At 59.0% G+C, this 14,682-nt stretch carries 11 protein-coding genes; 7 read left to right on the plus strand and 4 right to left on the minus strand.

Annotated elements, in window-relative coordinates; all coding sequences use genetic code 11:
• Positions 1 to 3: 3 nt before the first annotated feature.
• Genes OSJ75_RS01530 through OSJ75_RS01540 form a run of 3 tightly spaced genes read right to left on the minus strand, consistent with a single transcriptional unit; the run spans position 4 to position 3,846 of the window.
• The gene (locus OSJ75_RS01530; protein WP_267226425.1) at positions 4 to 591 is read right to left on the minus strand and encodes a sarcosine oxidase subunit gamma; all 588 of its coding nucleotides are present in this window, start codon (positions 589 to 591) and stop codon (positions 4 to 6) included.
• Positions 584 to 3,571, minus strand: coding sequence for a sarcosine oxidase subunit alpha family protein (locus OSJ75_RS01535; protein ID WP_267226428.1), 2,988 nt, complete (start codon positions 3,569 to 3,571; stop codon positions 584 to 586). Before OSJ75_RS01535 ends, OSJ75_RS01530 begins: the two co-directional genes overlap by 8 nt.
• On the minus strand, positions 3,568 to 3,846 hold the full coding sequence (locus tag OSJ75_RS01540) for a sarcosine oxidase subunit delta (protein WP_267226430.1): 279 nt from the start codon (positions 3,844 to 3,846) through the stop codon (positions 3,568 to 3,570). The genes OSJ75_RS01535 and OSJ75_RS01540 overlap by 4 nt, the downstream gene beginning before the upstream one ends.
• Positions 3,847 to 4,104: 258 nt before the next feature.
• Here OSJ75_RS01540 and OSJ75_RS01545 point away from each other — a divergent pair, with 258 nt between their 5' ends.
• The 7 genes from OSJ75_RS01545 to OSJ75_RS01575 all read left to right on the plus strand — a co-directional run bounded on the left by OSJ75_RS01545 (position 4,105) and on the right by OSJ75_RS01575 (position 12,890).
• Complete coding sequence (locus OSJ75_RS01545; RefSeq protein ID WP_267226432.1) at positions 4,105 to 6,558, plus strand: mechanosensitive ion channel family protein; 2,454 nt, start codon at positions 4,105 to 4,107, stop codon at positions 6,556 to 6,558.
• Positions 6,559 to 6,691: 133 nt separating this feature from the next.
• Positions 6,692 to 6,955 (plus strand): hypothetical protein, encoded by a 264-nt coding sequence (locus OSJ75_RS01550; RefSeq protein ID WP_250013378.1) that lies wholly within the window; start codon positions 6,692 to 6,694, stop codon positions 6,953 to 6,955.
• 197 nt (positions 6,956 to 7,152) lie between these two features.
• On the plus strand, positions 7,153 to 8,592 hold the full coding sequence (locus OSJ75_RS01555) for a UbiA family prenyltransferase (RefSeq protein WP_250013380.1): 1,440 nt from the start codon (positions 7,153 to 7,155) through the stop codon (positions 8,590 to 8,592).
• Positions 8,589 to 9,908 carry an FAD-binding oxidoreductase gene (locus tag OSJ75_RS01560; protein WP_267226436.1) on the plus strand — a complete coding sequence of 440 codons (1,320 nt, stop codon included), beginning with the start codon at positions 8,589 to 8,591 and terminating at the stop codon, positions 9,906 to 9,908. The genes OSJ75_RS01555 and OSJ75_RS01560 overlap by 4 nt, the downstream gene beginning before the upstream one ends.
• Before the next feature lie 80 nt (positions 9,909 to 9,988).
• Entirely contained in the window at positions 9,989 to 10,417 is a 429-nt protein-coding gene (locus tag OSJ75_RS01565; protein WP_267226438.1) for an EamA family transporter, read from the plus strand.
• A gap of 11 nt (positions 10,418 to 10,428) precedes the next feature.
• A complete protein-coding gene (locus tag OSJ75_RS01570; protein WP_267226441.1) occupies positions 10,429 to 11,439 on the plus strand; it encodes an NAD-dependent epimerase/dehydratase family protein in 1,011 nt (336 codons plus the stop codon).
• Between the two features lie 11 nt (positions 11,440 to 11,450).
• A complete protein-coding gene (locus OSJ75_RS01575) occupies positions 11,451 to 12,890 on the plus strand; it encodes an aspartate aminotransferase family protein (RefSeq protein ID WP_267226444.1) in 1,440 nt (479 codons plus the stop codon).
• 15 nt (positions 12,891 to 12,905) lie between these two features.
• Here OSJ75_RS01575 and OSJ75_RS01580 read toward each other — a convergent pair whose 3' ends face one another.
• A complete protein-coding gene (locus tag OSJ75_RS01580) occupies positions 12,906 to 14,600 on the minus strand; it encodes a hypothetical protein (protein WP_416362502.1) in 1,695 nt (564 codons plus the stop codon).
• Positions 14,601 to 14,682 lie beyond the last annotated feature (82 nt).

Here is a 14,682-nt window from a genome sequence, read left to right on the forward strand (position 1 = left end):
GACTCAGCCAACCCGGTAGCCGACTTCTTCGGCGGCATGACCCAAAATGGTCCAGAACGAGCGTGCGAAGGTTCTGAATATGTAGAGATCGAAGGCGTCTTGATCGACCCGCTGGATGAGAGCGTGGATATCATGATGAAGCGTCGCGCGGCCATGGCCAACAGCGAAGGCGTGCTCGGAGAAATCCAGCGCGAAAAGCTTGGAAAGCACCCACTCGGATGCCGGGCCAGCAATGCGGATCACGCAGCGGCCATGTGTCAAGGGAACGATAGTGCCGAGATCGGCGGAAATGGCTGAACGAAGCCTCGTCTCAAGATCCGCCGACGCGGCTGTGACAAGGAAGCGTCCGGGGGCAAAGCCGAACACGGATTTTTCGCCAGCGACGCGACCGAGGCCCGGCTTGTTGTCGATGATGAGCCCGGTGGCGCTGCCGATCGCGGTGAGGGCGGTAGGGATGGTGTTCGGCCAGGCCGTGACCTGGATGATCGAAAGGTTCCTGCGTTCGGCAAGCGAGACACCTATACCCGCCGCGACATTGCCATGCTCGCCGGCAATATAGTTCGAACCGAGAGGAGAATTGATTTCAGCCATGCATGCGGCTCCCTTCGCGGTCGAACATGTGGTGGCTGACGATCTCGACAGGACCATGCTTGTCGCGCAACAGGTCGGACGCATAGGCGCGCCGGCCGATCATCGAGCTGCCGTGCTTGACGAGGGCGAGCGCAACATATTTGCCGAGGGCGGGGGAATAGCAGGCCGCCGTGACATGGCCGAAACTGTCGGCCGGTTCGCGCGGAGTCGCATCCGCCACGATATGACTGCCGCCGTTGATCGGCTGGTTGTCGAGGGAAATCAGCCCGACGAGCGAAAGCCGGTTATTGTCCTGCAGGCCTTCACGCCTGAGCATGGCGGAGCCGATGAACGGCTTCTTCTTCGACAGCATCCAGTCCAGATGCAGATCGTGCGCCGTGGTTCTTCCATCGATCTCCGCGCCCGTCACATGGCCCTTCTCGATGCGCAGGGTCCCAAGCGCCTCAAGACCATAGGGAACGATGCCAAAGGGCGTACCCGCCGAGATGAGGGCTTCCCACATGGCAGTTCCGAAACCGGCGCCGCAATAGACCTCGTAGGCAAGCTCGCCGGAGAAGGAGAGGCGGCAGATCATCACGGGAATATCGCCGATCCTGGCATGAACGATGCCCATGAACGGCAAGGTCGCATCATCGACCTTGCTTGCCGTGACGCAGCTTTCCAGCACGGCGCGCGATTTCGGTCCCGCGATCGCGGCTCCGGCCCAAACATCGGTGACCGATGTCAGATGCACGCGCAGGTCCGGCCAGATGCAATCGAGGTAATATTCCAGATGCTGCATGACGGGGCCGGCATTTGCCGTCGTCGTCGTCATGAGAAACTGATCCTGGCCGAGCCGCCAGGTGGTGCCATCGTCAAAGACGATGCCGTCTTCGCGGAGCATCAAGCCGTAGCGTGCCTTGCCGATGGGCAGGGTCGAGAACATGTTGGTGTAGACGCGATCGAGAAATTCCGCCGCATCCGGTCCCTGGATGTCGATCTTGCCAAGCGTCGACACGTCGACGATGCCGACGCTGTCACGTACGGTGCGGGCCTCGCGGATATAGGCCTGTTCGATTGTTTCGCCGGGACTGCCATAGATCATCGGGCGGTGCCATAGGCCGGCATCATACATGGTCGCTCCAGCCGAGAGGTGCCAGTCATGCATGGGCGTCAGCCGGTGCGGCCGCAAATCGCCGTAACGCTCGCCCGCAAGTGCGCCGAGCGAAACCGGCGTGAAGGGGGGGCGAAAACGCGTTGTTCCGGCGGCGGTGATCGGGATCTGCCTCGCATCCGCCATGATCGCCAGGCCGGGAACGTTCGACGTCTTGCCCTGGTCGGTCGCCATGCCGAGCGTGGTGTAGCGCTTCAGGTGCTCGACGGAATGGAAACCTTCGCGATAGGCGAGGCGGATATCGTCGGCCGTCACGTCATGCTGCAGATCGACGAAAGCCTTTTGGGTCTTTCCGTCCGGTTCTATCTGGAATACCGGGGCGGGCGATGCATCGAACATGGGCGCATCGACCGTGGGCAAAGCGGCGCGGTGTTTTGCCGAACCCTTGGTGGCGGCGTCCGACAATACGCTGATCGTATCCATATAGCCGGCCGCGCTGCCGGCAACGACCCAGTTCTGGTGAGCTTCCGGCGCGAGGAATGCCTGCAGGTCCTCGTCCCATTCAGGTTTCCCGCCGGCCTGGCTGGCAAGATGGATTGCCGGAGACCAACCGCCGGAAACGCCGAGACAATCGGTCTTTATCTCGCGTGGCGCACCGGAGACCCGGCCCGTCTGCGCATTGAAGTGCTGGACCGTGATGGAACTGAGCGTCTTGCCTGCGTGAGTGGCCGTGACGGCATGGCCGAGCAGCAGTTCGGCACCCGCAACATCGGCTATGTCGCGGCATGTGCCGGAGACGTCGGTGCGGACATCGATGATGGTGCCGATGCCGACCCCCGCCTGCGAAAGCGTCCGCGCGACATCGTAAGCGCTGTCATTGTTGGTGAAGAGCGCGATGTTGCTGCCCGCGGCCACGCCATATTCCATGGCGAAACGGCGAACCGCGTCCGCCAGCATGACGCCGGGCCTGTCATTGCCCGGAAACACGATCGGCCGTTCGAATGCGCCCGTCGCCAGTATGGTCTTGCCGGTACGGATTACCCAATGACGCTGCCGCGGCTGGCCCTCCGTGCGGTTGGGCTTGAAATCGGCAACATGTTCGATTGCCGCAAGGACGTTGCCGTCATAATGCCCCCAGACCGTGGTCCTCGTCAGAAAGCGGACATTCGGCAGGCCCGCCAGCAACTCCGCCTTCTCGCGCGCCCATACTGCGGGGTTGCGGCCATCGATCAACTCGCCGGACGAAAGCAGCGAGCCGCCCGCAACGGGTCGTTCCTCGGCAATGATGACGCGCGCGCCGGTCGCGGCCGCCGTCTCGGCGGCAATCAGGCCCGCGGGGCCCGTGCCCACGACCAGCACGTCGCAATACGCGTTCATTCTCTCATAGCGATCAGGATCGGCAGCCATGCCGGCCCTGCCGAGTCCGGCAGCCCGGCGGATGAACTTTTCGCAGAACATCCAGAAGCGGGTGCCGCGCAACGGCCCGATGGCCGGGCCCATGAACGTCTTGTAGTAGAAACCCGCCGAGAACAGGGGCCCCGCCAGCTGGTTCACCGCCATCAGATCATGTTCGAGCGACGGGAACCGGTTCTGGCTCTCGGCCACGAGTCCATCATGAATTTCGGCTTCCGTCGCCCGCACGTTCGGCTCGCGCACCTCGCTGTCGATGAGCGTGACCAGGGCATTCGGTTCCTCGCTGCCGGCGGCAAACACACCTCGCGGCCGGTGATACTTGAACGAGCGACCGAAGAGCGTCACGCCATTTGCAAGGAGCGCGGATGCGAGCGTGTCACCCGGATGACCCGTATAGGCCTTGCCGTCGAAGATGAAGCGGATGGTTCGGGACCTCTCGATACGTCCGCCGGTGTTCAATCTGGAACTCGTCATCGCCTGTCCCCGGAAGACGTATTTTCCCGCGCGAAGCTAACGGAGGAGATCGCGTGGGAGCTCATGTCCCGAACGACAAGCAGATGCTGTCGGCATCCGCCGCTGTGAAGCCAGTATTCGCGATGCGACCCCGAGGGGTTGGCGCGGTCATAGACGTATCGATTCCATTCCGCCTGGTCGGCCGAGGCCGGTTCGGGGCGCGTGCGTGAGGCATCGCCCTGATAAACGAATTCTATCACGTCGCGCGGTCCGCAGTAGGGGCACTTTATGATCATTGTTTCATTGTCCGGCAGGCGAATCGGTGCGTGCAGGCATTATGATGCGGCCTTCCTCTTCACACAAATGGAACGCGAGAATAGACGTGCGGATGCGGAGATAAACGAACATTCCTTACTATGCTATTGTCACCGCGCAATGATCATCAGTATAGCGGCGGTGAGTATCAACCAGCCGACTTCAAATTCGCCGCGCCTTGATTGTGCCGAGATAGACGGGCAAACGCCATGAAAGCTTCCAAGAACGGATATGAAACAGTGATTTTCAACATTCGGCAGATGATTCGGCGCCTTGTCGGCATCATGATCCTCCTTGGCCTGTGCTGCGTTGCGCCCGCCTCTTTCGCGCAGCCGGCCGAGCAGCCGCAGGTCTCATCGACCATCGTCGCCGAGCAGCGGCCCGTGATCGACGCGCTGAAGCAGCAGATAGAAGGCTACCAGCAGAAATTTCAGGACAAGGCGGATGCGGATGCTGCCTTGGCCGACCTTCGGCTGGAACTGGAGGAAACGGCGAAGAAACTGCTCGAAGTGGGCGTATCCTTTCGGCCGCGCATAACGGAGATCAATTCGCGGCTCGAACAATTGGGATCGCCGCCGGCCCAGGGACAGCCGCCCGAGGCGCAGATCGTTACCGAAGAGCGCGGAAGGCTGACGACGGAAAAGGCCGAGATCAATGCCGTCCTCGGCGAGACGGAGGATCAATTGATCGCCGTCAACAAGATGATCGAGGCGATCGGCGATGCGCGGCGGGAGCTGTTTGCCAACACGCTCTCGCAGAGGGTCGATATCAATTACTCCCTCGGAAGCGAGATTGCCGAAGCTTACGGCCAGGAACTGCGCACGATGAACCAGCTCGTGTCGTCCTGGTGGCGTTTCGTGATATCGTTCAAGTGGCAATCCCTGCTTGCCGCTGCCTTAATGGCGGCAATAGCTGCGCTGGTGCTGCTCCTGGGTGGGCAGAGGCTGTTTGGCCATCTTTACAGGCGCGACGCCACGATTGAATCTCCTTCCAATCTCAGCCGGGTGGCGGTCGCCTTCTGGTCGACCCTGATCCGTTCCCTGACAGTGGTGGTCTTCCTCGCCACGACCTACTTTTTCCTCGGCTACTTCAATGTGTTGCGGCCGGACATAGCGTCTCTCTTCTATACGCTGTTCAGCGTGGTGGGGATCGTCTATTTCGTCCACGCGCTGGCGCAGGCCGTCATCTGCCCCGGTGCGCCGAACTGGCGCCTCGTGCGTGTCGCTCCCCGGCCGGGACGCATTCTGATGGTTCTGATCACGGCAACCGCCACCATCACCGGCCTCGACTACCTTGCCGGTACGGTCAACCAGATCGCCACGTCGCCCCTGTCGCTGACGGTAGCGAAAAGTCTTTTCGCGACGGTGCTGGTCGGGGCCCTTATCATTGCCATTGCCTCGCTACGGCCGCTGGAGGATCCGGAGACCGGGGAGATCAGGCCCTGGCCGAAGACGATACGGATACTGCTCTACATAGCAGGGCTTCTGCCGGTGATCGCCGCCTTGCTCGGTTATATCGGTCTGTCCCGGTTCGTTTCGCAGCAGATCGTCATCAATGGCGCGGTTCTTGCCACCATGTATCTCGGCTTCCTCACCGCGCGCGCCGTGTCGGAAGAAAATGCGCTCTCCGGCACGGTTCTCGGTCGAGCCGTGCAAAACCGCTTCGGAATGGATGAGACGACGCTGGATCAGCTCGGGCTCGTCGCCAGCATCGTCATCTACATCTTTGTCATCATGCTGGGCATTCCGGTCATCCTGCTGCTCTGGGGCTTCCAATGGAGCGAGATGACAGCCTGGTTCCTCAACGTCGCGACAGGCTTCCAGATTGGTTCCGTCAATATCTCGCTTGTCGCAATCGCCATCGGCCTGCTGCTATTTGCGCTGTTCTATGCGTTCACCCGCTGGTTCCAGGGCTGGCTCGATACGAAGGTCATGGCGCGCGGCAAGCTCGATTCCGGCGTTCGAAACTCGATCCGCACCGCTGTCGGCTATCTCGGGCTTGGCGTCGCCGGCGTCATCGGCATATCGGCTGCAGGCATAAACCTTTCGAGCCTCGCGCTCGTCGCCGGCGGCCTCTCCCTCGGCATCGGTTTCGGCATGCAGGCGATCGTATCGAATTTCGTTTCCGGCCTGATCCTCCTGGCCGAACGTCCGTTCAAGGTCGGCGACTGGATCGAAACGGCCGGCGTCGGCGGTATCGTCAAGAAGATCAGTGTTCGAGCGACAGAGGTCGAGACGTTCCAGCGCCAGTCCATCATCATTCCCAATTCGTCCTTCATCAATGGCAATGTCGGCAACTGGACCCATCGCAACAAGCTTGGCCGCGTCGATATCCCGATCGGAGTGTCTTACAAGGTCGATCCGCGCCGGGTTTACGCCATCCTGATGGATATTGCGCGCGAGCACCCGCTGGTGCTGAAGAACCCGGAACCGTTCGTGGCCTTCAAGGCATTGATGGATTCGACCATGGAATTCGAGATGCGCCTTCATCTGGCGGACCTGTCCAATTCGGGCACGGTACAGAATGAAATCCGCTTCGCGCTGATCGACCGCTTTGCGGAAGAGGGCATAGAGATCCCGTACCCGCAGCGGGATGTGAACCTTCATCTGGAAGATGCGGAAGCTATCGTCCAGGTTCTGACGAAGCGGGTGAAGGACGAGTTGCAGAAGGAGCCGACGAAGCCAAAACCCTGAACGTGGCTTCGATGGCCAAATCATGGCGAAATGTCGGAGCGTTCAGTTGCCGTTCAGACTGATCCCGCTATAAGTTAAGCCGAAAGGTCTAACGACCGACGGTTAACAGAGGCGGTGGTGACACCGGACAATTATGTACAGAGTTGTTGTAGCTATTGTCTTTTGCGGTTTCTCTATTGGTCAGGCGTTCGCCGCGAGCGTTACGAACGCCGATACGAGCGTGCAGACCATCGTCGTGACAGAGGGATCGAGAAAGACCGAATTGCAGGTCGGCGCAGGAGAAACGCTCGAGTTCTGCAGCAGTGGCTGCTTCGTGACGTTCCCCAATGGCGACCGTGAGGCGCTCAAGGGCGACGAGACCGTCGAGATCAAGGGCGACAAGGCCTCGGTAAAGTAATCCCCGCCAGCCCACTACTGATTTAACGCCAGTTTGACATAGTTCAAACTGGCGTTTTAATACAGAGTTTACTTTGGGAAGTGGATTTCAGCTTCGACCTCGGCTGGTTCACTAATCATTTTTACTTTTTCTCTAATCCCGCATATTGATACAGCGCCGTGCGAGCGAGCGCGCTCGTCGGTGTCAGGGATTCTGTGGTGGACTCTTCTTCAAAAAACAATATCGCCGACCTTATCGTTGATCTCGATGGCACTTTGATTGCCACTGATCTTCTTTGGGAAAGTATGTTTCAGCTTCTCAAGCAAAATGTGCTTTATCTATTTGTTCTGCCATTCTGGGCGATAAAGGGAAAAGGCTATCTGAAGCATAGAATATCCCTGCTGGTGAATATTGATCCGACCATTTTGCCGTATCGGACCGATTTCATCGATTTCCTGCGGTCGGAGCGTGCCCGCGGCCGGCGGCTCATTCTTGCCACCGGTGCAGCGAAGCGTTTCGCCGATGCCATCGCGGAATATCTCGGCATCTTCGACTTCGTCCATGCGACCGACGCCAAACGCAATCTCACCTCCACCAACAAGACGAACTTTTTGCTCGAGACATATGGCGATGTGAAATTCGCCTATGCGGGAAACAGTCGTGCCGATATCCCGGTGTTCAATGCTGCCTCCGAGGTGATTGTCGTCGCGCCGGATCGTGCAGCGGCCCGATGGCAGCGGAAACATGCATCGCGCCTGTTCCAATCGCCAAAACTCCATTGGAAATCCATCCTGAAAATGCTGCGCGTGCATCAGTGGATGAAGAACACGCTCATTTTCGTTCCGGCCATACTCGATCACGAGATCATGAACTGGCAGGTCCTTTTCAGCGCGCTCATCGCCTTTTGCGCCTTTTCCAGCGCTGCATCGGCGATCTATATCATCAATGACCTCCTCGATCTTCCGCTCGACAGAAAGCATGCGCGGAAAAAGCACCGGGTATTTGCAAGCGGCGTCTTTTCGATCCCTTTCGGCATCGTGGTGTCCGGCGGCCTGCTTGGCATTGCGGTGCTGCTCTCGTTGCAATTGCCCTGGGCGTTCAGCGCCGTGCTGGCGCTTTATGTCGTCGCCACCAGCGCCTACTCGCTATCGCTGAAGCGGATGCTGCTGATCGACGTCTTCACGCTCGCCGGCCTCTATACGCTGCGCATCCTCGCTGGTTCGGCCGCCAATGAGATCGAAGGCTCGTTCTGGCTCCTTGCCTTTTCATCGTTCTTCTTCATCTCGCTGGCGCTGGTGAAACGATATGTGGAATTGCAGTCCGTGGCACATTCGGCCAATGACAGGATCGCCGGGAGGGGCTATCGCCCGGCGGACAAGGAGATAATCGCGCAATGCGGTGTCGCCGCGGCCTTCGCCGCAGCGCTGGTTCTGGCGCTCTATGTCGATAGCGACGCCGTAGTCAGCCTTTATGCCTACCCATGGCTGATCTGGCCGCTATGCCCGATCGTGCTCTATCTCAACATCCGCATCTGGATACTGGCCTATCGCGGCGAGATGCATGACGATCCGGTGGTTTTCCTGATTTCCGACTGGCGCAGCCTGATAATGATCGGTGTCGGGGCGGTACTGCTACTATATGGCGGCATGCGCCTATGAGCGGACCTTGCTTTGACAGTTTCGGCCGCATTCGGCGTCAGCTACGAAAATCCGTAAGCCTGGACAAGGCGCGCGAGATTTTCCTGGAACGTGGCGCCGGCAGTGCCAGCTATCTCGCCTATGGCAATGGCAGGTCCTATGGCGACAGCTGCCACAATGATGCCGGGAGCCTTGTGGATATGCGCGATGCCGACGCGTTGATCCACTTCGATGCGAATACGGGTCTTCTTACGGCTCAGGCGGGCATGCTGCTGTCGCAGATCATCGCGATTGCCGCGCCGCACGGCTATTTCCTGCCGGTCACGCCGGGGACGCGTTTCGTCACACTCGGCGGCGCCATCGCCAATGACGTCCATGGCAAGAATCATCATCGCCAGGGGACGTTCGGCCGCCATGTCGAGAACCTGGAATTGCTTCGGTCCGACGGCACGGTCAGCACGTGCTCCGAAACCAGCCATGCGGAGCTCTTCGCAGCGACGATCGGTGGGCTCGGCCTGACCGGGATAATCTTGTCGGCGACCGTGAAGCTGATGCGGGTGGGCTCGCTGGACATCCTCGAACGGATCACTCCATTCAACAGTCTCGAAGACTATTTCGCCATGGCGTCCGAAGCCGATCTCGACAACGAATATGCGGTCGCCTGGGTGGATCAACTCGCCTCCGGTGCAACATCCGGCCGCGGCGTCCTCATAACCGGCAATCACGCGGAAAAGGGCGGGCACCGCACGCCGGAATCGCCGGGAAATCTCGGCGTGCCTTTCGAAACGCCAGTCTCGGTGCTCAATTATCCGAGCCTGAAGCTGTTCAATATGGCCTATTTCTGGATGAAGAGCCGCAAGACCGAACCTCATATGGTCGGATACGGCTCCTTCTTCTATCCGCTGGATCAATTGCGGAACTGGAACAGGCTCTACGGAACGGCGGGGCTGTTTCAGCACCAGAGCGTCATTCCGGAGCAGGCGGCACTGGCAACGATACCGGAGATGCTCAAGGCGACACGCGATGCCGGTCAAAGCTCGTTTCTCACCGTCCTCAAGCGATTTGGCGACGTCGCTTCGCCCGGATTACTTTCGTTTCCGCAGCCGGGATATACGCTGACGGTGGATTTTCCCAATCGCGGTCAACGCACGCTGGCGCTGTTGAAGCGCCTGGACGACATGACGATCGATGCCGGCGGACGCATCAACCCGTACAAGGATCAGCGCATGAGTTCCCACAGCTTCAAGCGCGGATTTCCGATGTGGGATCAACTGGAAACATGGCGCGATCCGGCAATCATGTCGAACTTCTGGGCAAGGACGGCGCTGGCGTCATAGCGGCAATATCAAATTTTACACAAGAGCTTGGTGGCTTTTCAACTTATGGTTGTTATTGGATCGAGCAAGGGGCGGGCATAATGACAAAATACATCCCATTCATACTCTTCACCGTCATGACGAATGCGGCGGCGCAGGTCTTGCTCAAATATGGCATGATCACGCTTGGTCCGATCAGTTTCAGCATGGATACGCTGATCCAGCGTGTCTTTCAGATCGTGTTCAACCCGTGGGTGTTCGCCGGTCTGGTCATGTTCGTCATATCCATGGCGTCCCACCTTTATGTGCTCTCGAAGGTCGATCTCTCCTTCGCCTACCCCTTCTTGAGCCTTGCCTATGTCGCAGTGGCTCTCTTTGCCTGGCTGGTCTTCAAGGAAGATCTCGGCATCTACAAAATCGCCGGCATTGCGTTGATCATGGCCGGCACAATCCTCATTGCGCAAAGCGGGCGCTCGGTTCCGGAGAATACCGGTCTCGGAGAACCCCCGGCGTCCACGATCTCTTCCTGAGCGAGCATCCCATGAAACACATCATTTTCGGTGGCGACGGATTTGTCGGCCGCCATCTTGCACCAAAACTGGCCGCGGAAGGCCAGGAGGTTGTCGTCGCGGACATCGTCAAGAGCGACTTGGCCCATTATGGGCAGGTACGTTTCGTCCATTGCGACGTTACCGATCCCAACTCCGTCCAGGCCGTGGGCATGACGGCAGGGGATATGGTCTATAACCTTTCCGCGAAGATGCTTTCGCCTTTGCAGGTCAGGGCCAAGCGGCATGATTTCTTCTTTCCGGTCAATTATTACGGCACGGAGAACATCATCAAGGAGATGGACCGGGCAGGGGCCAGCAATCTCGTCCACTACACCACCGATATGATTTACGGCCATACCTATGTCTGGCCGCAGACAGAGGAGCACCCGGCTGCGCCTCTGGGCGAATACGGCCTGTCGAAACTCAAGACGGAAGAGCTTGCTGCAGAGTGGCGCCAGCGCGGAATGAACATTTCGCTGTTCCGTCCGCGTCTCATCATCGGACCTGGCCGGCTCGGAATATTGGAGAAGCTGTTCCGCCTGGTGGATCTCAATCTGCCGGTGCCGATGATCGGATCGGGCAAGAACCCGTATCAATTCATCTCGGTATTCGATTGTGCCGAAGCCGCAAGGGCAGCTTGGAAGGCAGGGGTTCCGAACGAGGCCTACAATCTCGGTTCGCTCAATCCGCCGCCAGTACGGAAACTCCTCGGGGATCTCGTCAAATTCGCCGGTTCCAGGTCGATCCTGCTGCCGACGCCCGCCTGGGCGGTAAAGAGGACGCTCGACCTGTTCGACTGGATGAACATGCCGATCATGGATCCCGAGCAATATCTCATCGCCGACGAGATGTGCGTGCTCGACGTGTCGAAAGCCGAAAGGCAACTGGGCTGGATTCCGCAATATCGCGATGAGGACATGCTGATCGCAGCCTATAAGGAATATCGCAACACGAAAGAGGGTGGGGCGCAACAGCCGGCTTCATCTGCCGCTATACAATAAAGGATAGGGTGATGAACGACATGCACACGCCGTCGATGGACAAGCGTCCAGCCGTGACGAAGCCGAACCTCCTGACCGTCGAGGATGCCAAGGCGATGCCCCTGGCCCAGATGGCGGATATTTTCACGAAGCACATCAATCCCGGACAGCTCCATTTCATGAAGCTTCTCGGCTTCCACAAGATCAAGATCGAGCGTGCCGAGGGCATGTATTATTACGATCAGACCGGCCGTGCCATTCTGGACTTCTTCGGTGGCTTCGGCTCTCTGGCCTTCGGTCACAACCATCCCCGCATCATCGAAGCACGACGAAAGTTCCAGGAGGAGAAGCGGCAGGAGATCGCCATCGCCTTCATGTCGCAATATGCAAGCACTCTCGCTTATAATCTGGCTGCCTGCTCGCCCGGCGATCTCGATATGGTATTTCTAGGCTCGTCCGGCTCCGAAGCCATGGAAGCGGCGATGAAGGTGGCCGAACGCGCCGCCGGTCCGTCGCGGTCGAAGATCGTCTATGCAGAGAACTCCTTTCATGGCAAGACCAAGGGCGTCCTCGCAATAACCGACGGCCAGCTCTACAGGGGTGAGTTCAAGCTCACCGGCAATACGGTCAAGGTGCCGTTCGCCGATATCGAAGCGGTAGAGGCTGCCTTTAAGGCCGATCCGGAGATTGGCGTCATCGTGCTCGAGACGATCCAGGGCGGCGGTGGCATCTTGCAGGCGCCGGTGGAATATTGGCAGAAGCTGCGCGCCCTTTGCGACCAGTACCGCGTACTTTGGGTTGCCGATGAGGTGCAGTGCGGTTTCGGCCGTTCGGGCAAGTTCTACGCCTTCGAGCATGCCGGGGTGGTCCCGGATGTCACCGCATTGGCCAAATCCCTGGGTGGCGGCAAGGCCGCTGTCGGGGCGATGATCGCGCGGCGGGACGTCTATATGAAAGCCTATGGCACGCCGAAGACGGCGATGATCCATGCCATGGCGACCTTTGGCGGCATCGGGGAAGCCTGCGTCACCGCCATCGAGGGCATGAACATTCTCTATGACGAGCACCTGATCGATAATTCGGCCGATATGGGCGACTACCTGCTGTCCAGGCTGCAGGAGTTGAAGCACCGTTATCCGACGATGATCAAGGATGTTCGCGGCAAGGGCCTGATGATCGGCATCGAGTTCCACGACTTCTCGAAGACGGTGCCGGTCGTGTTGAGGCCGGTGCTGGCCATGCTTGACGACAAGCTGAAGGGGTCATTGCCGGGCTTCATCGGCAGCCATCTGCTGCGCGACCACGGTGTTTTGGTGGCCTTCACCGAATATAACCGCAACGTCGTTCGCCTGGAGCCGCCATTGATCTGCGAGAAGCAGCATGTGGACGCATTCATCGCTGCGCTGGAAGAGGTTCTTTCCCGCGGGATCGTGCGTATCGTCAAAGACTTCGTGAAGGCGCAGGTGAAATGATCGCAGCTGCCGGGATCATGGCCCGGCAGTGATATCCGAACGAAGCAGCAATTCCCAGCACTCATTGAGCTTGACGACGCGGCGCCCGGCAAGGGCGCTTTCATAGGTCTCGGCCAGGCGCATGCGGGAATGGGTGATCGGGCATAGCGGCCGCAATATCCCGTCGGTTGCGCGAACCGATGCCTCTTCGCTTGCCGAAAGGCCGGCAACCGTGCGGAAAGGATCGGCCCCGATCTGGATGTTGCGCGTGGCATCCCGGTCCAGAATCCAGGGAAACGGGTTAACGAAATCGAGATTCATCAGGCTCTCCAGCCGGATATTGTTGCTGGTCTCGAACTGCTTGATCGCCTTGACCGCACCATCGGCGGAAATCAGCCAGAACATCTGATAGTCAAGTTCGGAATAGAGCTGCCAGCTTGGCAATTGTCCGTTCAATGCGAGGTCGCGATAGGAAGCGGCAGCGCGGCTGTAATGGCCTTCCAGAAACAGCGCTCGCTCCATTATGTCCTTGCGCGTCGATACAAGGCCCATCGTCTTCAATTCGGTAACCGGAGCGGCGATGTAGGTCGGTGCTACGGCGATGAAGCGGAGCGTGCCATGAACGACTTTCGCCACGGTGGGAACGGCAACAAAAGCGACGAGACAGCCGATGATCAACCGATCCCGGCTTGGCGAAATCCGGATGCTGCGCAGGATCGCATAGAGGACCGGCCACAGGAAAATGAACTCCTGGCTGCCCGTGTTCTGGGTTTCCAGGAAGGTGCCGGCGACCAGGACGACGAGAACCCACAGCCAATCATGGTCGATCATGGATGTTTTGCTGGCGGTTTTTGGCCCCGAGCGCACATGTTCCGCCCAGAACAGGTAGAGAGCGAGCAGGCCGGCTGCCATGATCACATCGAGCTTGGCGGAGAATACCGTGAGAAACCGGGAGAGCAGCGAGTCCTGGTTGAGAGCAATCAAAATCGCTATCTCGCTGAGATAGGACGAGACAAGTCCGGTAGAAGTCTCCAGTGTACCGATCGTGGCGAGGAACACCGCCGCTGCCATCAGCGTCTGCCGCAGGGTAATGCGGCCTGCGGCAATGGCGTAAAGACCGATGAGGCCGCCGGCGAGAAATCCGGTGATCTTGGTCATGAAGAGCGTCGCCATGGCAAGCGCCGCAACCATCGTAAGACGCAGTCCGTTCGGGAGGAAGACGAGCGCGCTCACCAGCACATACAGCAGCAGCGAGGTATGCCTGTTATAGATGCCGAAGCCGTTCACGCCGGGATAGGAGTGGAAGCTCAACGAATTCGTCGGGCAGACGGCGAATATCAGGAACGGCAAGACCAGCGCATAGGCCGTCCACCGGTCCCGCCTGTCGATTGCGGCGGCGACGACCGCCATCAGAGGTGCGGCGCTTATGAGGACCGACCATTGTGCCAGCAGCGTCGGCTGTCCGCCTGGGAACAGCGATTGAAGCCAGTAGAACTGATAATATTCGAGCGCGCCCGCCGGCGTATGGAAATCTATGGCCTGTATCTGGCCTAGTTTCAGTCGCTGGGCGGCATCGAGATAGATATAGGTGTCCCAGTACATCGGCCCTATGGGAACGACTAAAGGCAGGGAAAGCAGGACGCACAGAAAGGCGAGTACGAGGCCCATCGGGACGAGTGGAGAGAAGCACCAGTCTGGCATCGTGCTGGTGATGGTTTTCGGAGGCGCCATAGGCTTTCGATCCACATTGCCGAGGAATGGTTCACCCTAAGCGGGCAATTATCGATATTGGGTTAAACCAAGGCGCAACTTG

It is taken from the genome of Phyllobacterium sp. 0TCS1.6A, assembly GCF_026420825.1.
Lineage (GTDB): Bacteria > Pseudomonadota > Alphaproteobacteria > Rhizobiales > Rhizobiaceae > Phyllobacterium.